Source organism: Sphingosinicellaceae bacterium (genome assembly GCA_019285715.1).
In the GTDB taxonomy this organism is placed as follows: Bacteria; Pseudomonadota; Alphaproteobacteria; order Sphingomonadales; family Sphingomonadaceae; genus Glacieibacterium.
Genome location: CP079108.1, coordinates 2,208,479 through 2,226,670, shown reverse-complemented (window position 1 = coordinate 2,226,670; position 18,192 = coordinate 2,208,479). Strand labels below are relative to the sequence as shown.

Genomic DNA, 18,192 nt, shown 5'->3' with positions numbered 1-18,192 from the left:
CCGCTCTCACTAACCGCTTCGACCTCGGCGAAAGACGCTCTAGAAGCCTCGCCATGAGCAAAACCGCCCCTGGCGCATCGGCCAAAATCGCCTTCATCGGCCTCGGCATCATGGGCGGCCCGATGGCGCGCCACCTCGCCGCAGCGGGCCACGCCGTCACCGTCTACAACCGCACCGCCGCCAAGGCCGAGGCCTGGGTCGCGGCCAATGGCGGCCGCAGCGCCCCGACCCCCGCCGCTGCCGCCGAGGGTGCCGACGTCGTCCTGACCTGCGTCGGCAACGACAACGACCTGCGCGCCGTGACGCTCGGCGAAACCGGGGTCATCGCCGCGATGCGGCCCGGCGCGCTGTTCGTCGACCACACCACTGTCTCCGCGACAATCGCCCGCGAGATCGCCGCCGCGGGCGAGGCGCGCGGGCTGCTGGTGCTCGATGCGCCGGTCTCGGGCGGGCAGGCGGGCGCCGAGAACGCCGCGCTGACGATCATGTGCGGCGGCACCGAAGCCGCCTTTGCCGCGGCGACCCCGGTCCTCGCGGCTTATGCCAAGCGCACTGGCCACATGGGACCGTCAGGCAGCGGCCAGCTGACCAAGATGGTCAACCAGATCTGCATCGCCGGCGTCCTGCAGGGCCTCGCCGAGGCGCTCGCATTCGCCAAGGCCGCCGGCCTCGACTCCGACGCCGTCGTCGATGTGATCGCCAAGGGTGCCGCGCAAAGCTGGCAGATGGACAACCGCGCCGCGACGATGGCGCGCGGCGAGTTCGACTTCGGCTTCGCGGTCGACTGGATGCGCAAGGACCTCGGGCTGGTCCTCGCCGAAGCCTCGGGCCACGGCCTCGGCCTGCCGCTGACCGCGCTGGTCGACCAGTTCTACGCCGACGTGCAGGGAATGGGCGGCGGACGGCAGGACACGTCGAGCCTGATCCGGCGGTTGGTGCGGTAGGACGTGCAGGGCGTGGGCACGGCGTTGTCTTGAGACAAGGCGCTATCGCCGGAATGACAGAGGCGAGCGTGAGGCTAAGGCCGCGCGAAATGCCGTCCGCTGCCCGCTCGCAATCCCGCCGCGCGTTCGAAATACTGTCCTACTTCCCTACGCTGTGCCATATCGGTTGCATGATCGCAGCCCTCACACCGATGTCACAACGCCACGCCCCGCGCGCCTCCGGGGCGACTGGCCGCACCGCACCCGGCACTCCCGCGGGACAGGCCGAAAATATACAATATAAGCGGAAAGTTCGTACCACTTCGCCCGCCCGCACCGCTCTCGCCGCCGCCATCCTGGCCGGACTGAGCGCTACTCCGGCCGCCGCCCGGCTGATCGTCACCAACGCCAACGGCTACACCCTCGCGGGCGGCAAGATCCACCACTTCGACGCGCTGGTGATCGGTGACGACGGCAAGGTCGTCGCGACCTACGCCAAGGGCAGGGCGCCCGCCGCGACCGCCAAGGACCAGCGCCTCGACGCCGGCGGCCGGACGCTGCTGCCCGGCCTGATCGACGCGCACGGCCACGTCAACGAACTCGGGCAGATCGCGCTGGCGGTCGACCTGTCGGACACCCGGTCACGCGACGCGGCGGTCGCGGCGGTCGTCGCGTATGCCGGGACCAACACTCGCGCCTGGATCGTCGGCGGCGGCTGGAACCAGGAGCGCTGGCCCGACAAGCGCTTCCCGACCGCGACCGACCTCGACGTCGCCGGACTGACGCGCCCGGTCTACCTGAGCCGCATCGATGGGCACGCGGGCTGGGCCAACCACGCCGCGATGCAAGCCGCCGGGGTCACCGCGGCAACCCCCGATCCGACCGGCGGCCGCATCGAGCGCGACTCGCAGGGCAACCCGACCGGTCTGTTCGTCGATGCCGCCAAGGCGCTGATCGAGAACAAGATCCCCGCCGCGACCGCCGCCGAGGCGACCGCCCGCCTGACCAAGTCGCTGGCGATCATGGCCTCAGTCGGCCTGACCGGCGCGGGCGACATGGGCGTCTCCCCCGAAGACTGGCAACTGTACCGCAGCTTCGACGCGAGCCACCGCCTGACCGCGCGCATCACCGCCTGGGCCGGCGGCATGGACGCGCTCGCGGCGATCGCGCCCGCCGGCCCGATCGGCTGGACGCCCGACGGCCGCCTGTCGATGCCGGGGGTCAAGCTCTACGCCGACGGTGCGCTCGGCTCGCGCGGTGCCTGGCTGAAGGCCGACTACACCGACGCGCCCGGTAACCGTGGACTCCGGTTCAGCACAGACGCCGAGATGCGCGGCATGATCCAGAAGGCCGACGCCGGGCATTTCGCCATCGCCGTCCACGCCATCGGCGACGCCGCCAACGCGCAGGTTCTCGATGCCTACGCCGCGCTGCCGCCGCGCGCCGGCCGCTGGCTGCGCATCGAGCATGCGCAGGTCGTCGACGTCGCCGACCTGCCGCGCTTCGCCAGCCTCGGGGTCATCGCCTCGATGCAGCCGACCCACGCCACCTCCGACAAGGGCATGGCCGAGGCCCGGCTCGGCGACGCCCGGCTGGCGGGGGCCTATGCGTGGCAGACCCTGATCCGCAGCGGCGCAGCGTTCGCGGGCGGCAGCGACTTCCCGGTCGAGCCGCCGAATCCCTTCTACGGCCTCCACGCCGCCGTCACCCGGCAGGACCGCAGCGACCAGCCCGCCGGCGGCTGGCGCCCGGCCGAAAAGCTGACGATGGAGCAAGCCTTCGCCGCCTTCACCACCGGGGCCGCCGCCGCCAACGGCATCGCCGCGGGCGCGCTGACGCCGGGCAAATGGGGCGACTTCATCATCGTCGACCAGGACCCGTTCAAGGTCGCGCCGGCGCAGCTATGGAAGATCAAGGTCGACGAGACCTGGGTCGGCGGCGAGCGGGTGTTCAAGCGGTAGGGCGCGCCCGCTTTTCCTACGCCGTCATCCCGGCGGACGCCGGGACCCATCTCCCGAACTCAGGTGATGGGTCCCGGCGTGCGCCGGGATGACGATCAGGAAGCAGCGGGAGGCCGCGCCGCCTCGATCAGCCGGCCGGCGGTCAGGATCTGCGGCAGTTGCGCCGGTTCTCCGCTCGCGCTGTAGAACAGGTAGAGCGGCACGCCCGCTGCGCCGCGCGCCTCGATGAAGCGGCCGATGGCGGCGTCGCCGCTGGTCCAGTCGCCGACCAAGGTCCGCACCCCGGCGCTGCGGAAGGCGCGGGCGACATCGGCATCGGCCAGCGCGCCACGCTCGTTGACCTTGCAGGTCAGGCACCAGTCGGCGGTGAAGTAGACGAAAGTGGGGGTCCCGGCAGCGCGGAGCTGGGCGAGGCGGGCCTCGCTGAATGGCTCGGCGGCGAGGGCGGTGGTGGCGTGGGCGGCGGCAGGTGCGCTGCCGGCGGGGGGGAGCAGGGCGATGGTAACCACGGCAGCGACAGCGGCTCCGCCGAGCGACAGCCAGAACGGGCGACCAGCTGCCTGCGACCGCCCCAGCCACCACAGCAGCAGCCCGAGCACCAGCGCGCCGCCGACGCCGAGGATCAGCCCATCCGTCCCCGACTGCTGCCCGAGCACCCACGCCAGCGCCAGCGCGGTCAGGAACATCGGCACGCTCAGCAGGCGGCGCAGCGTCGCCATCCACGCGCCGGGCCGGGGTAAGCGACTGCGGATGGCGGGGATGAACGCGACCGCGAGGAAGGGAAGGGCGAGGCCGAGCCCAAGGCCGGCGAACACCGCAAGGCCAGCGACCGTCGGCAGCACCAGCGCCGCGCCGAGCGCGCCCGCCATGAACGGCCCGGTGCACGGCGTCGCCACGAACGCCGCCAGCGCGCCGGTCCAGAAGCTGCCAGCGATGCCCGGCTTGCTCGCGAGCGCGCCGCCGGCATCGACCGTCGCGAACTCGAACAGCCCCGCGAGGTTGAGGGCGATGCCGGTGGTCAGCAGCAGCAGTAGCAGGATGACCCGCGAGTCCTGCAGCTGGAACGCCCAGCCGACCTGCGTCCCCGCCGCGCGCAGCCCGAGGATCGCGCCGCCGAGCAGGGTGCAGACCAGCACGACGCCCGCCGCATACGCGAGCGCGTCCCGGCGCGCGGTCTCGCCGTCGACGTTGCCCTTGGCGAGGCTCAGCGCCTTCAGGCTGAGGATCGGGAACACGCACGGCATGACGTTGAGCACGACGCCGCCCGCGACCGCGAGGAGGAGCGCAGCGAGGAAGGTCGTGCCCGAGCCGCGGGGTACGTCGCCGGCGCCCGCGGCCAGCGCCGCTCCGGCGGGCGGGACCGCGCCTGGGGTGGCGCTGACCGCGAAGCCGCGGGGCTCCTCCTCACCGGCGCGGTCGATGCGGAGGATGCCCGAGATCGCCCCGGTCGGGGTGCCGCTGACGGCGGTCTCGATCCGGAGCCGGTCACCGTCGACGGTCACGGTCTGTGGGGCGCTGTACTTGGCGATCCCGTCGGCGGCGGGGAAGAAGTAGGCGGAGCGGACGCGGTCCAGCGCGCCGAGCGGGACCGCAACCACCAGGCGCCCGCCTCTGACGCTGTAGTGCGCGGCCTCGGCGAGTGGAGTCGGCAAGGCACGGCGAGCGGCGGCGAACAGCGTTGCGCGGGCGGGGTCCGGTGCGCCATCGCCGATGGTCGCGGCGGTGCTGACGGTGGCGCTCTCGGGCACGCACATCTCGGCGGAGCAGACGAGGTAGTCGAGCTTGACCGACACCGGGAACGCGCTGCCCGCAGCCAAGCCAGCCGGCACCGCGACGTCGGCGAGCAATGTCGAGGGGCGCTCGTAGACGTAGTTCATCAGCCCTGCGATCAGCAGCGTGCCCGGCACTGGATAGCGCAGCGGGGCGGCGGTCGCGTCACTCGGCAGGGTCCACTTGGCCTGCGTCTCGAGGCCGGCGTCGCCGGGGTTCTTCCAATAGGTGTGCCACCCGGGCTGCGGCGTGAAGGTCAGCGCGAGCGTGACGGGCTTGCCGGGCGCGGGGGTCGCGCTCTCGGCAGCGATCGCGACCTGGACGTGCGGCGCGGCCAGGACCGGCGCGGCGAGCAGCAGGGCGAACAGCAGTGTCAGGAACCGGGTCATCGCGCCTTGTTCGTCAGGGACGGGGGCGGGGATACACCGGGGCGTGTGTCGGAGGAAGGTAGTAAGGGTCGCGGCAAAGCCGCGCCGTCGGACGGCATGAGCGGGGAAGGTCCGCTCAGCCGCCGGCCGGAAGCGACGCGAGTCCGCGTCGAAGCGAGAATTCGGCGAAGTGCCAAATTCCCGCTTCGTCGTGGCCGCTTAGCGCTTCGAGAACTGGAAGCTACGGCGGGCTTTCGCCTTACCGTACTTCTTGCGCTCGACGACGCGCGGGTCGCGGGTCAGGAAGCCGGCGTGCTTGACGACGGTGCGGAGCGTCGGCTCGAAGCGGGTCAGCGCCTGGGCGATACCGTGCTTGACCGCACCGGCCTGGCCGGAAAGACCACCACCGGCGACGGTGCAGACGACGTCGTACTGCTCGAGGCGCTCAGCGACGTCGAACGGCTGGTTGATCACCAGGCGCAGGGTCGGACGAGCGAAGTAAACGAGCTGGTCGCGGCCGTTGACGGTGATCTTGCCGCTGCCGGGCTTGATCCAGACGCGGGCGATGGCGTTCTTGCGCTTGCCGGTCGCATAGGCGCGGCCCTGCGCGTCGATCTGCTGCTCGCGCAGCGGCGCCGGCGAGACGCCGTCATGGGACGGCGGCGCAGCGTCGAGGGCGACGCCGAGGTCGGCGAAAGACTGGATGTTGTCGGCCATTATGCGCCCGCCTGGTTGCTGGCGGTCGCGCTCGGGCGGACCGCAGAGTTCTTGGGGTTCATCGCTGCGATGTCGAGGACCTGCGGGTCCTGCGCGGCGTGCGGATGGTCGGTGCCGGCGAAGACGCGCAGGTTGCGCATCTGCTGGCGGCCGAGCGGACCACGGGGGACCATGCGCTCGACGGCCTTCTCGATGACGCGCTCAGGAAAGCGACCCTCGAGTACCTTGGCGGCGGTGATTTCCTTGATACCGCCGGGGTGGCCGGTATGGCGATAATAGATCTTCTGACCAGCCTTGCGACCGGTGAACTTCACCTTCTCGGCGTTGATGACGATGATGTTGTCACCGCAATCGACGTGGGGCGTGAAGGTCGCCTTGTGCTTGCCGCGCAGACGGTCGGCGATAATCGAGGCGAGACGGCCGACGACAAGGCCCTCGGCGTCGATTAGAAGCCATTGCTTCTCGACGTTCGCCGGCTTCATCGCCGCAGTTGTGCGGGAGAGTGTGGTTGGCATGATGCCCTCTTGAATACAAAAACCGGCCAGCGAGCGCCGACCGGAACGCGCGCTATATCGCCGATACCGGCTCGCAACGCAAGGTTTTTGGCGGGTTTACGGGACGGTATTATAATACCGCACGCTAGAAGCCTGCCAATGTGCGAGCCACAGCAGCGTGGCGAGCAGGATCGCGGCCCCGGCCTGATGCAGCGCTGCCAGCGGGATCGGCACGCCGTTGACGATGGTTAGGATGCCGAGCGCGATCTGGAGCGCCAGCGCGGCGACGACCAGACCCGCCCGGTGGCCTGACCGGCGCGATGCCCAGACCGCGGCGATCGCTGCCGCCGCGACTACCCAGGCGAAGCTGCGATGGATGAACTGCACGGTAAGCGGATCGTCGAACGGGCTCGCGAGCGGCGGCACGAGGCTCCCCAGCATCAGCGGCCAGGTGTCGGAGGCATGGCCCGCCCGCAGCCCGGCGGTGAACGCGCCCCAGACGATCTGTACCGCGAGCAGAGCCAGCACCGGCGCGCCCCAGCGCGGCAACCGGCGCCGGCCCTCGGTCAGGTCGAGTGCGGTCCAGATGCACGCCGCCATGATCAGCAGCGCGGTCACGAGGTGCACCGCGAGCCGCTCGTGTGCCACCGACGGGCGGTTGACGAGGCCCGAAGCGACCATCCACCAGCCGATCGCACCCTGCAGCCCGCCCAGCATCAATATGCCGCTCAGCCGCCAGCCGTAGCCTTTGGGGATCGCGCGGGTGAGCGCGAACCACAGCAATGGCAGCGCAAAGGCAAAGCCGATGACCCGCCCGAGCAAGCGGTGGACATACTCCCAGAAGAAGATGCCCTTGAACGCATCGAGCCCCATGCCGGCGTTGACCTTGGTGTATTGCGGCGAGGCTTGGTACTGGGCGAATTCGGCCTGCCACTGCGCATCGTTCAACGGTGGCACGATGCCGCTCAGCGGCTCCCACTTGACGATCGACAGGCCGGACTCGGTGAGGCGGGTGATGCCCCCGACGACGACCATCGCGAACACGAGGACGGCTACCGCGAGCAGCCAGGTCGCGATGGCACGCGGGCGTTCACGCTTCGCGGTGGTCGTGGCAGCGGTGGGGACGGCGGTGAGGGTCGCGAGCATGCGCGTCCTATGCCGCAGCGTAGTGCCTTCGTGAAGCGACGCGGCGTCGCGGAGCCGGGAGACGGCGGGGGTCAGAGTCGCTTGAGCAGCCGCGCCACCGTGCTCGGCGCGGTCTCGCGGTGCGTGAGCTCCTGATCGATCTCCTCGCACTCCTTCTCGAGTGCAGCGCGGATTTCCTCGAGCTGGTGGGCGCTCATGTGCTCGATGCCGATGAAGGCGTTGCGCGCATCCTCGATCGAGCGGACCAACTCGTCGAGCTTGGCATGGATCGCAGCGGCATCGCGGTTCTGCGAATTCTGGATCAGGAACACCATCAGGAAGGTGATGATCGTCGTCGAGGTGTTGATGACCAGCTGCCAGGTGTCGGAGAAATCGAACACCGGCCCGGTCACCGCCCACAGGATAATCGTTGCGAGCGCGATGACGAAGGCCAGGGGCTGGCCGACGAAGCCGGCGATACGGCTCGACAGCGTCGTGAAGAAGCGGTCCATAAAGTTTCCCCCGAAACAGTCGCGACCCTGCGATGCACCGTATCGAGCTGTTAAGCCAGCGCGGCGCGTCTAGTACTTGCACTCTCCGATGTAACAACATATCATAGCGTAGTGAGTGAGCCAAACCGCACCTGGATCGACCGCTCGGCAATGGGCCTGTCGGGCCTGTGCGTCGTGCATTGCCTCGCCGGCAGCGTGCTGCTTGCGGGCCTTTCGGTTACCGGCGGCCTCTGGAACCACGAATTTCACGCGATCGGCCTCGCGCTGGCGCTGCCCCTCGCGGCGTTTGCGCTGCTGCGCGGCGTCCGGATCCACCAGCGCTATGTGGTGACGGTCCTCGGCGGCGTCGGCCTCGCCCTGATGGCGGCGTCCCTGATGTTCGCGCACGGCAGCGTTACCGAGATCGCGGTGTCGATCACCGGGGTGCTGCTGCTGGCCAGCGCGCACCTGCTCAACATGCGGTGGTCGCGTCACTGACTTGCCGCGGGGGAAAACCCGCCCCATATTCGTATCGATGCCCGTTTCTCATTCCCACGTATTGCCGGCCGGTCCGGCCCTGACCAGCGCGGCGCGTGCGGCGGTGCTCCGTGCCGGTGAGCAGTGGACCGACCTGCGCGCGCAGGTCTTTGCGGCCCTTGCCGACTTCGACCGGCCAGCCAGCGCCTACGATGTCACCGATGCGGTCTCGACCGCCGCTGGTCGCCGTGTCGCCGCCAACAGCGTTTACCGCATCCTCGACCTGTTCGTGGCCAACAACGTCGCGATGCGCGTCGAGAGCAGCAATGCCTATGTCGCCAACGCCCACCCGGACTGCCTGCACGACTGCATCTTTTTAGTCTGCGACAGTTGCGGGCGCACCACACATCTCGACGATGACAAGCTGGCAGCCGGGGTTCGCGCCGCTGCAAGTGCCACCGGTTTTCGCCCGATCCGCCCGATCCTCGAGGTTCAGGGGCGCTGCACGGACTGCGACTGACGTCGCGGCACCGCTTGCGGCCCACGCAACAATCGACAAGTCGTCTCCAGACGGCTAATTCGTGACAAAGTATCACGGAAGATTGGCTACGCCCTGTGACCGAACGCCCCCAGACGCCGCTACTCGACCAAGTCAACCTCCCCGCCGACCTGCGCGGGTTCGACGCCCACCAGCTCAGGCAAGTCGCGGATGAGCTGCGCGCCGAGCTGATCGACGCGGTCAGCGTCACCGGCGGGCACCTCGGTGCCGGCCTCGGTGTCGTCGAGCTGACGGTCGCGCTCCATCACGTCTTCGACACGCCCAACGACCGCCTGATCTGGGACGTCGGCCACCAGGCCTATCCCCACAAGATCCTGACCGGACGCCGCGACCGCATCCGCACGCTCCGGATGGGGGGCGGCCTCAGCGGCTTCACCCGGCGCAGCGAGAGCGAGTACGACCCGTTCGGCGCCGCGCACAGCTCGACCTCGATCTCGGCGGCGCTCGGCTTTGCGGTCGCCAACAAGCTCAAGGGCCAGCCCGGCAAGGCGATCGCGGTCATCGGCGACGGCGCGATGTCGGCGGGCATGGCCTATGAGGCGATGAACAACGCCCAGGCCGCGGGCAACCGTCTCGTCGTCATCCTGAACGACAACGACATGTCGATCGCGCCGCCGGTCGGCGCGCTGTCGGCGTATCTGGCGCGGATCTACTCGTCGCGGCCGTTCCTTGAGCTACGCGACGCGGTCAAGCAGCTGGCGAAGCGCACTTTCGGCCCGAACATGCAGCGCACCGCCAAGCGCGCCGAGGAGTATTTTCGTACCTTGGCCACCGGCGGCACGCTCTTCGAGGAGCTCGGCTTCTACTACGTCGGTCCGATCGACGGCCATAACCTCGACCACCTCGTGCCGGTGCTCGAGAATGTTCGCGACGCCGCCGAGGGCCCGATCCTGGTCCACGTCGTCACCCGCAAGGGCCATGGCTACGAGCATGCCGAGGCAGCGCCCGACAAGTACCACGCCGTCCAGAAGTTCGACGTCGTTACCGGTGGACAGGTCAAGGGCAAGGCCGGACCGCCGAGCTATACCAATGTCTTTGCCAAGGCGCTGATCGACGAGGCGCGCCGCGATCCGACCATTGTCGCGATCACCGCCGCGATGCCGTCGGGCACCGGTCTCGACAAGTTCGAGGCCGAGTTCCCCGAGCGCCTGTTCGACGTCGGCATCGCCGAGCAGCACGCCGTCACCTTTGCGGCCGGCCTCGCCGCGCAGGGCATGCGGCCGTTCGCGACGATCTACTCGACCTTCCTGCAGCGCGCCTACGACCAGGTCGTCCACGACGTCGCCATCCAGAACCTGCCGGTGCGCTTCGCCATCGACCGTGCCGGGCTGGTCGGAGCCGACGGTGCCACCCACGCCGGCTCGTTCGACGTGACCTACCTCGCGACCCTGCCCAACTTTGTCGTCATGGCGGCGGCGGACGAGGCCGAACTGGTCCACATGGTCCACACCTGCGCGATGTACGACGACGGGCCGAGTGCGGTCCGCTACCCGCGCGGCGAAGGCACCGGCGTCGCTCTGCCAGAGACCCCGATCCGCCTCGAGATCGGCAAGGGCCGCATCATCCGCGAAGGCAAGACCGTCGCGATCCTGTCGCTCGGCACCCGCCTGACCGAGGCACTCGCCGCCGCCGATGATCTCGAAGGTCGCGGCCTGTCCACCACGGTCGCCGACCTGCGCTTTGCCAAGCCGCTCGACCACGACATGATCCGCAAGCTGGCGATCAGCCATGACGTGCTCGTCACCATCGAGGAGGGCGCCATCGGCGGCTTCGGCGCGCACGTCCTGACCTGGCTCAGCGACGAGGGCCTGACCGACAACGGCCTCAAGGTTCGCACCATGCGCCTGCCTGACGTGTTCCAGGAGCACGATGGCCCCGCAGCGCAGTACGTCACCGCCGCGCTGGATGCTCCGGCAATCGTCGCGACGGTGCTTGAGGCGCTTCGGCATAACTCGCTCGGAATGCACGAGGGCGCGCGGGCCTGAGCGCCTGCACCGTCCAGTGCCGCGCGGCCTGCTGACCTGATGGCAAAGCCGCGAGCCGACCAGCGCCTTGTCGAGCTCGGCCTCGCAGAGAGCCGGACCCGGGCGCAGGCGTTGATCCTCGCCGGCCTCGTCTACGTCGGCGACCGCAAGGTCGAGAAGGCGGGGCAGGTGCTTGCCGTCGATGCGCCGCTGACCGTCAAGGGTCGCGACCACCCCTGGGTGTCACGCGGCGGGATCAAGCTCGCACACGGCCTCGACCATTTCGGCTGGGACGTCGCGGGTGCAACCGCCATCGACGTCGGCTCGTCGACCGGCGGGTTCACCGACGTACTGCTCACCCGCGGCGCGACGCATGTCTTCGCGGTCGACAGCGGCACTAATCAGCTGGCGTGGAAGATCCGCGAGGACCCGCGCGTCACCGTGCTCGAACAGACCAGCGCACGCATCCTCACCGACGAGCATATCCCGGTCGCGGTCGACATCATCGTCTGCGACGCCAGCTTCATCGGTCTCGCCAAGGTACTGGAAACGCCGCTGAGTTTCGCCAAGGCCGAGGCCCGGCTGCTGGCGCTGATCAAGCCGCAATTCGAGGCGGGGCGGGGCGAGGTCGGCAAGGGCGGGGTGATCCGCGACCCCGACGTTCACGCTCGTGTCTGCGCCGAGGTCGCCGTCTGGCTGGAAAGCCGGGGCTGGCGGGTCGAGGGGATTGTAGCGTCGCCAATCACCGGCCCCGAGGGCAATATCGAGTTCCTGATCGCCGCGCGAACCGGGATAACGACCCATCCGGCCGACTAGACCGGGCTCGACCGCGCGCAGGCGCCAGTATCGTATGCGACATGGCCCCTCGAGAATCGACCCTTAAAAGCGGCGCTGTCCTACAAACCACCTGTCTGGTACAATCAGCTGATCCCGACGTGCTGGCGCATGATCTTTCTCATCGCTGAGTCACAGACCGGGCAGCTACGCGCCATTGCTCGATATTAGCGGTTTCCGTCCTCCGTCGCCCCCATCGCAGGGTTCGCGAGGGCACTTACTCTGTAAACTCTCGTTCATATTCGGAGACCGGAGCCTGTCCGCGGATGCTGCGTGGGACCGGCCGTTCTTGGTACTTCAAGCGCCTATTTGATCAGATTGCCGACCAGGCTGACGGTCAGGGCGATGACACCGAGGTTGAAGAGAAAGGCGATCAGGCTGTGGATCAGCGCGGTGCGCCGTAGCCCTGTCCGCTTGATCTCGACGTCCGAGACCTGGAACGTCATGCCGAGGACGAACGAGAAATAGGCAAAATCCCAATAGACGGGTTCGTCCTCGCCGGGGAATTCGAGCCCGCCGCAATCGCCACCCTTGCCGTCGTCGAGATAATAACTGTGCGCGTAATGAATGGCATACAGCACATTGCCGAACAACCACGCGAGCAGCAGCGTGCCGCCGGCAAGCGCCAAGCTGCGGCCCGAGCCGCTGGTCAGCTCGAACCCTACGGCGGTCACGATGACGACGATGATGACCGCGGCGACAATCTGCAGGATGTATTGGTCCGGCTCGTTCTCGGCAGCCCGCTTGCGCATTTCATCCGCCTCGTCGTCGCTCAGCGCCCACAGGGTTGCCCCTAGGAAGGCGATCGCGCCGAGATCGAAGCCGCCGAGCACCGCGGGTACGATCTTGGCGCCGATGGCAAACAGGGCGCCTGTGGCAACGATCATGATCGCGAAGAACATCGCGAACCGGGCATAGCGTCGATACCAGCTCATGTGCGTCGCTCCCGAGTGCCGCCCGCGAGTACCAGCCAGCCGCCCAGCGCGGCGAGCAGCGAACCCGCTATAATGCCCAGTTTGGCCTGCTCGCGTGCCGCAGCGCTGTCGCCGAAGGCCAGTCCGGAGATGAACAGGCTCATGGTAAAGCCGATGCCGCACAGCAGTGCGACGCCGTAAAGTTGCCGCCACGAGGCCCCAGCGGGGCGTGCCGCTGCGCCGGAGCGGACCAGCGCCCAGATTGCGCCGAAGACACCGAACTGCTTACCGAGCAGCAGGCCGAGCGCAACGCCGAGCGGCAAGGGCTCGAGCAGGCTCGCTGGCGTTACGCCGCGCAGGTCCAGCCCAGCGTTCGCGAACCCGAACAGCGGTACGACCGCGAACGCGATCCACGGTGACAGGCCGTGCTCCAGCCGGATCAGCGGCGAGTGGCGGTCCTCTGGCGCACCGGGCGTGATGTTCATCGGGATGGTCATCGCGACTGCAACGCCTGCGAGCGTCGCATGGACCCCGGATTGCAGAACCGCGAACCAGACGAGGACGCCGACGACGAGGTAGGGCCACACGGCCCGGACGCCTGAACGGTTGAGCAGCGCCAGTCCGGCGAGCCCGACACCGGCACCGGCGAGCGCGACCCAGTGGATAGCGTCGGTGTAGGCCACCGCGATGACGACGATGGCACCGAGGTCGTCGATGATCGCGATCGCGGTCACCAGCAGCTTGAGCGATGCCGGGACCCGCGACCCGAGCATCGCCAGGATGGCGAGCGCGAAGGCGATGTCGGTAGCAGCCGGTATCGCCCAACCGCGCAAATTGGCGGGGCTGCCGTGGTTGACCGCGATGTAGACGAGCGCCGGTACGATCATGCCCGCCAGCGCGGCCGCTCCCGGCAGCAGGCGGCGCGACCAGGTCGACAGTTCGCCGTCGAGTGTCTCGCGCTTGATCTCGAGGCCGACGAGCAGGAAGAACAGCGCCATCAGGCCGTCGTTGATCCAGTGAACCAGCGTATGCCCGGCGAAGTGCCAGTCGAAGAGGGCGTGGTAAGGCACCGCGAGCGCAGTGTTGGCGGCGAGCACCGCAGCGGCCGCCGCCGCCATCAGCAGGTAGCCGCCCGCCGCCTCGTCGCGCAGGAACTGACGGATCGCCGTAAGCGGGGTGAGACGACCGACTGGCTTCACGCTAATCGGTCAACGGACGGCGTAGTTGGTCGCCACCCAATCGCGGTAGCTGCCGTCGAGGACGCCGCGCCACCACGCCTCGTTGTCGAGGTACCAGGCGAGGGTCTCGGCGAAACCCGTTGGAAAGTCTCGCGCCGGAACGTAGCCGAGCTCGACACGGGCACGGGTCTCGTCGATCGCATAGCGGCGGTCGTGGCCGGGTCGGTCGGTGACGGTTGTCTTGAGCGATGCGGTGGGGACGCCCTTTGCGGCTGGCGCATCGGGGAAGCGTTCCGTCAGCTTCGGGTCCGCTGCGAAGGCCGAGTCGACCGCGGCGCACAGCGTCTCGATGACCATGAGGTTGGGGAGTTCGGCACCGCCGCCGATGTTGTAGGTCTCGCCGACACGGCCGCGCTCGAGCACCGCGGCGATGCCCCGGCAGTGATCCTCGACGTGGAGCCAGTCGCGGACCTGCATGCCGTCGCCGTAGATCGGCAGGGCGCGGCCGTGGAGGGCGTTGATAAGGAACAGCGGGATCAGCTTCTCGGGGAATTGGTACGGGCCATAGTTGTTGGAGCAGTTCGAGGTGGTGACCTGCAGACCGTAGGTGTGGTGATAGGCGCGGACCAGGTGGTCGGACGCGGCCTTCGAGGCGGAATAGGGGGAGTTCGGGGCGTAGGGTGTGGTCTCGCTGAACGCCGGGTCGTCGGGGCCGAGGCTGCCGTAGACCTCGTCGGTGCTGACGTGGTGGAAGCGGTGGGGCTTCGCCTCCGCACCGAGCCAGACAGTGCGCGCCGCCTTGAGCAGGCTGTGGGTGCCGAGGATGTTGGTGTCGATAAAGGCGTCGGGGCCGTGAATCGAACGGTCGACGTGGCTCTCGGCGGCGAAGTGGACGAGGGTGTCGACGGCGCGGTCGCGGAGCAGGCTTTCGACCAGCGGGGTGTCGCGGATGTCACCGACGACGAGCTCGGCGCGGGTGCCGGCGAGGTTTGCGCGATTGCCGGCGTAGGTCAGGCTGTCGAGGACAATGACGGTATCGTCGGGGTGGGCCGCCTCCCAGAACTGTACGAAGTTTGCGCCTATGAAGCCTGCACCACCAGTAACAATCATGTTAGCCACGGGCGATCTCGCTGATGCAGTGGTTGAGTTCTACGCGCCAATGCCTTGGCTGCGTTGTGATTTCCCACGTAGTAGTTTTGTCGAGGACGCCGTAGGGCGGGCGTTTGGCGGGTGTCGGGTAGTCGCTGGTGCGGATCGGGACTACCGCGACCGGGCGCGCCAGGATTCCGGCCGCCAGCGCCTCGTCGTGGATAGCGACAGCGAAGTCGTACCAGCTGGCGACCCCGGCGTCGGTGGCGTGGAAATTGCCTGTCGCGCCGTGCCCAATCAGCGTCCATAGCGTGCGCGCCAGCGTCGGGACGTGCGTCGGGGTGCCGATCTGGTCGGCGACGACGCGGATTTCGTCGCGCTCGGCCATCAGGCGGAGCATGGTGCGGACGAAGTTCTGGCCCTGTGCCGCATAGACCCACGCGGTGCGGACGATCAGCGGGCTGGGGTGGAACTCGCGGGCTGCCGCCTCGCCGTCGGCTTTGGTGCGGCCATAGGCGCCGAGTGGGTTGGGCGCGGCATCGGGCGGGTAGGGCGAGTGCGCGGTGCCGTCGAACACGAAGTCGGTCGAGACGTGGGCGAAGGCGGCACCGGCGTTGCGGGCGGCTGCGGCGAGCAGGCCGACGGCATTGACGTTGACGGCGCGTGCCGCGGCTTCGTCGCTCTCGGCGCGGTCGACGGCGGTGTAGGCGGCGGCGTTGATGACGACGTCCGGCCGGGCGTCCGCGACGACCCGCGCGACGACGTCGGCGTCGGTGATGTTAAACTCGCCCTCGGGCGGCGCGATAATCTCGGTGCCTTCCGGGACCGTGGCCTGCAGTGCCCGGCCGAGCTGGCCGCCGCTACCGGCGATAAGGGCCCTCACGCGAATACCTCGGCGTCGGGGAGGCGCGGCGCGGCAGCATCCTTGGCGGACAGCAATGGCGTGCCCTTGAGAGGCCAGTCGATGCCAATCGACGGGTCGTTCCACGCGATGCTTCGCTCATGCACAGGAGCATAGAGAGTCGTGCATTTGTACAGGAAATCAGCGGCTTCGCTCAACACGATGAAGCCATGGGCGAAGCCGGGCGGAACCCAGAGCATGCGCTTGTTGTCGGCGCTAAGCTCGGCCCCGGTCCAGCGCCCGAAGTGCGGGCTCGACCGGCGGATATCGACCGCGACGTCGAACACCGAACCGACGACGACGCGGACGAGTTTCCCCTGCGGCTCGACGATCTGGTAGTGGAGCCCGCGCAACACGCCACGCGCCGAGCGGCTGTGATTGTCCTGCACGAACGGCACGTCGATGCCGGCGTCGGCGAAGGCGCGGGCGTTCCAGCTTTCCAGGAAGAAGCCGCGGTCGTCGCCGAAGACCTTGGGCTCGATCAGCTTGACGCCGGGGAGGTCGGTGTCGGTGACGATCACAGGCCGTGCACCGCAGCCGCCATTGTCATTCCGGCGAACGCCGGAACCCAGCTGTCCGCAGCACTCCTAGTTGCGAGTGCGTGATGTAACCGGGTTCCAGCGTTCGCCGGAATGACAACGGCGATACGAGAGGCAAGTCTCACCCGGCGATCCTCAACTGGTCGAGCAGATACTCGCCGTAACCGCTTTTGCGCAAAGGCTCCGCGATCCGCGCGAGCTGCTCGGCATCGATGAAGCCCTGGCGCCACGCGATCTCCTCGGGGCAGCAGATCTTGAGGCCCTGACGCTCCTCGACGATGCGGACATAGAGCCCGGCATCGAGCAGCGAGCCGTGGGTGCCGGTGTCGAGCCAGGCGAACCCGCGCCCCATCAATTCGACGTCGAGCTTGCCGGCATTGAGGTAGGCGCGGTTCAGGTCGGTGATCTCGAGCTCGCCGCGTGGGGATGGGACGATGTCCCGTGCCAGCCGGACCGCATCGCTGTCATAAAAGTACAGTCCGGTGACCGCGTAGTTCGAGCGCGGATTTTCGGGCTTCTCCTCGATCGTCGCGGCGCGCCCGTGCGCGTCGAACGAGACCACGCCGTAGGCCTGCGGGTCCTTGACGTAATAGCCGAACACCGTCGCGCCGACGGTGCGCGCGTCGGCGCGGGTCAGCAGTTCGGGCAGCCCGTGGCCGTAGAAGATGTTGTCGCCAAGGATCAGCACCGAGGGCCGGTCGCCGACGAACTCCGCGCCGATGTGGTAGGCTTGGGCCAGGCCCTTGGGCTCGGGCTGGACGGCATAGTCGATGTGTATGCCCCATTGGCTGCCGTCGCCAAGCAGGCCGCGGAACGCCGCGCTGTCGGCGGGTGTCGTGATGATCAGCACCTCGCGGATGCCCGCCAGCATCAGCACCGACAGCGGGTAATAGATCATCGGCTTGTCGTAGACCGGCATCAGCTGCTTCGAGACCGGCTTGGTCAGCGGATACAGCCGCGTACCCGAGCCGCCCGCGAGAATGATGCCGCGCCGCGTCACGGTCATCGGTTCCTCCGTTTCAGGACGCGGTAGAGGGCTGGTGGCAACAGGTCGTGCATCAGGTGGCGGGCGCCGACCTTCCAGTCGGTGCGGTCGGTCGTGGCGGGGCGGTTCTTGAAAGTCGTGGTGCGCTTCGGTATCGACCCGAGGCCTTCGGGTGCGGCGGTGTAGTAATACATCGCGATCGAGCGCCGGCTGCGGTCGGGCGGGCAGGCGACCGGATCGGGAACCCCGTGAAAGCTGTCGAGGTCAGTGTTGAAGACCACCGCGCTCGCCATCGTCGGCGGCGCGGTAACGCGCCGCTCGGTCATGTCGCTGTTCCACAGCTCGAGGTTACCGTTCCATTCGGGCTGCCAGTCGTCGTTCAGGTAGATCAGCAAATTGACTCGGCGCAGCAGGTTAAGCCCCGCGTGGACGTTGAAATCGGCATGGATGCCGAGGTGTCCACCGGCCCGGGTCTCGTGCAGCCCGCCGCCGGTATAATACGGGTCGGCAATCAGCTTCTCGATCCCGGTCAGGGCTTCGATGAAGCGCAGCATCGGCTCGGCGTTGAGCTCGGCGAGAAAGGAGCGGAGGCGCGGCGAACGCAGCTGGACCGGCTGCCACTCGTACTTGAGGCGCTCCTGGGCGCGGTCGTAGGCGACCTTCTGGCCGGTCGCCGGCCATTCCTCGAGCAGCGAGCGCAGCACGTCGGCGTCGATGAAGTTTTCGATGACGATGTGCGGAAAGGGGTTGGCGGCCGCATACTGGTCGTGGAGTGCAGCACCTGCGGCGATGCACTGGTCGCGGTCGAAGATCACGACGTCGTCGGACAACCGTGTCGCTTGCAGCGCTGCCGGCCCCGGCGCTGCCCTTCCCAAAGTCGCTGCCTCGAGTGTTGCCATCTCC

Annotated in this window: 18 protein-coding genes; 6 read left to right on the top strand and 12 right to left on the bottom strand. The window is 68.4% G+C overall.

Annotation, left to right across the window (positions count from 1 at the left end):
• Positions 1 to 53: 53 nt before the first annotated feature.
• Positions 54 to 944, top strand: coding sequence for an NAD(P)-dependent oxidoreductase (locus KX816_10340; protein ID QXQ04720.1), 891 nt, complete (start codon positions 54 to 56; stop codon positions 942 to 944).
• 191 nt (positions 945 to 1,135) lie between these two features.
• Positions 1,136 to 2,884 (top strand): amidohydrolase, encoded by a 1,749-nt coding sequence (locus KX816_10335; GenBank protein QXQ08506.1) that lies wholly within the window; start codon positions 1,136 to 1,138, stop codon positions 2,882 to 2,884.
• 95 nt (positions 2,885 to 2,979) lie between these two features.
• Here the strand turns inward: KX816_10335 and KX816_10330 are convergent, their stop codons facing one another.
• The 5 genes from KX816_10330 to KX816_10310 form a co-directional block, all read right to left on the bottom strand.
• Positions 2,980 to 5,043, bottom strand: coding sequence for a thioredoxin family protein (locus KX816_10330; protein ID QXQ04719.1), 2,064 nt, complete (start codon positions 5,041 to 5,043; stop codon positions 2,980 to 2,982).
• Between the two features lie 198 nt (positions 5,044 to 5,241).
• The gene (gene rpsI, locus KX816_10325) at positions 5,242 to 5,739 is read right to left on the bottom strand and encodes a 30S ribosomal protein S9 (protein QXQ04718.1); all 498 of its coding nucleotides are present in this window, start codon (positions 5,737 to 5,739) and stop codon (positions 5,242 to 5,244) included.
• Positions 5,739 to 6,254 carry a 50S ribosomal protein L13 gene (rplM, locus tag KX816_10320; GenBank protein ID QXQ04717.1) on the bottom strand — a complete coding sequence of 172 codons (516 nt, stop codon included), beginning with the start codon at positions 6,252 to 6,254 and terminating at the stop codon, positions 5,739 to 5,741. The genes rpsI and rplM overlap by 1 nt, the downstream gene beginning before the upstream one ends.
• Positions 6,255 to 6,350: 96 nt before the next feature.
• Positions 6,351 to 7,379 carry a COX15/CtaA family protein gene (locus KX816_10315; GenBank protein QXQ04716.1) on the bottom strand — a complete coding sequence of 343 codons (1,029 nt, stop codon included), beginning with the start codon at positions 7,377 to 7,379 and terminating at the stop codon, positions 6,351 to 6,353.
• A gap of 71 nt (positions 7,380 to 7,450) precedes the next feature.
• Complete coding sequence (locus KX816_10310; GenBank protein ID QXQ04715.1) at positions 7,451 to 7,870, bottom strand: low affinity iron permease family protein; 420 nt, start codon at positions 7,868 to 7,870, stop codon at positions 7,451 to 7,453.
• A gap of 111 nt (positions 7,871 to 7,981) precedes the next feature.
• Here KX816_10310 and KX816_10305 point away from each other — a divergent pair, with 111 nt between their 5' ends.
• The 4 genes from KX816_10305 (at position 7,982) to KX816_10290 (ending at position 11,665) form a co-directional block, all read left to right on the top strand.
• Positions 7,982 to 8,347 carry a MerC domain-containing protein gene (locus KX816_10305; GenBank protein QXQ04714.1) on the top strand — a complete coding sequence of 122 codons (366 nt, stop codon included), beginning with the start codon at positions 7,982 to 7,984 and terminating at the stop codon, positions 8,345 to 8,347.
• Positions 8,348 to 8,384: 37 nt separating this feature from the next.
• Positions 8,385 to 8,846: a transcriptional repressor gene (locus KX816_10300; GenBank protein QXQ04713.1), complete on the top strand. Its 462-nt coding sequence runs from the start codon at positions 8,385 to 8,387 to the stop codon at positions 8,844 to 8,846.
• Between the two features lie 95 nt (positions 8,847 to 8,941).
• Entirely contained in the window at positions 8,942 to 10,870 is a 1,929-nt protein-coding gene (gene dxs / locus KX816_10295; protein QXQ04712.1) for a 1-deoxy-D-xylulose-5-phosphate synthase, read from the top strand.
• A 39-nt stretch (positions 10,871 to 10,909) separates the two neighbouring features.
• Positions 10,910 to 11,665 carry a TlyA family RNA methyltransferase gene (locus tag KX816_10290; protein QXQ04711.1) on the top strand — a complete coding sequence of 252 codons (756 nt, stop codon included), beginning with the start codon at positions 10,910 to 10,912 and terminating at the stop codon, positions 11,663 to 11,665.
• Positions 11,666 to 11,988: 323 nt separating this feature from the next.
• Here KX816_10290 and KX816_10285 read toward each other — a convergent pair whose 3' ends face one another.
• From KX816_10285 to KX816_10255, 7 genes are all read right to left on the bottom strand, one after another.
• The gene (locus KX816_10285; GenBank protein ID QXQ04710.1) at positions 11,989 to 12,618 is read right to left on the bottom strand and encodes a DUF1345 domain-containing protein; all 630 of its coding nucleotides are present in this window, start codon (positions 12,616 to 12,618) and stop codon (positions 11,989 to 11,991) included.
• Positions 12,615 to 13,760 carry a Na+/H+ antiporter NhaA gene (gene nhaA / locus KX816_10280; GenBank protein ID QXQ08505.1) on the bottom strand — a complete coding sequence of 382 codons (1,146 nt, stop codon included), beginning with the start codon at positions 13,758 to 13,760 and terminating at the stop codon, positions 12,615 to 12,617. The genes KX816_10285 and nhaA overlap by 4 nt, the downstream gene beginning before the upstream one ends.
• Before the next feature lie 45 nt (positions 13,761 to 13,805).
• Positions 13,806 to 14,894: a dTDP-glucose 4,6-dehydratase gene (gene rfbB / locus KX816_10275; GenBank protein ID QXQ08309.1), complete on the bottom strand. Its 1,089-nt coding sequence runs from the start codon at positions 14,892 to 14,894 to the stop codon at positions 13,806 to 13,808.
• Positions 14,887 to 15,747 (bottom strand): dTDP-4-dehydrorhamnose reductase, encoded by an 861-nt coding sequence (gene rfbD / locus KX816_10270; GenBank protein QXQ08308.1) that lies wholly within the window; start codon positions 15,745 to 15,747, stop codon positions 14,887 to 14,889. Before rfbD ends, rfbB begins: the two co-directional genes overlap by 8 nt.
• Positions 15,744 to 16,286, bottom strand: a complete 543-nt coding sequence (gene rfbC, locus KX816_10265; protein ID QXQ08307.1) for a dTDP-4-dehydrorhamnose 3,5-epimerase — start codon at positions 16,284 to 16,286, stop codon at positions 15,744 to 15,746. Before rfbC ends, rfbD begins: the two co-directional genes overlap by 4 nt.
• Positions 16,287 to 16,425: 139 nt before the next feature.
• Positions 16,426 to 17,310: a glucose-1-phosphate thymidylyltransferase RfbA gene (gene rfbA, locus KX816_10260; protein QXQ08306.1), complete on the bottom strand. Its 885-nt coding sequence runs from the start codon at positions 17,308 to 17,310 to the stop codon at positions 16,426 to 16,428.
• On the bottom strand, positions 17,307 to 18,188 hold the full coding sequence (locus KX816_10255) for a 2OG-Fe(II) oxygenase (protein ID QXQ08305.1): 882 nt from the start codon (positions 18,186 to 18,188) through the stop codon (positions 17,307 to 17,309). Before KX816_10255 ends, rfbA begins: the two co-directional genes overlap by 4 nt.
• Positions 18,189 to 18,192: the final 4 nt, after the last annotated feature.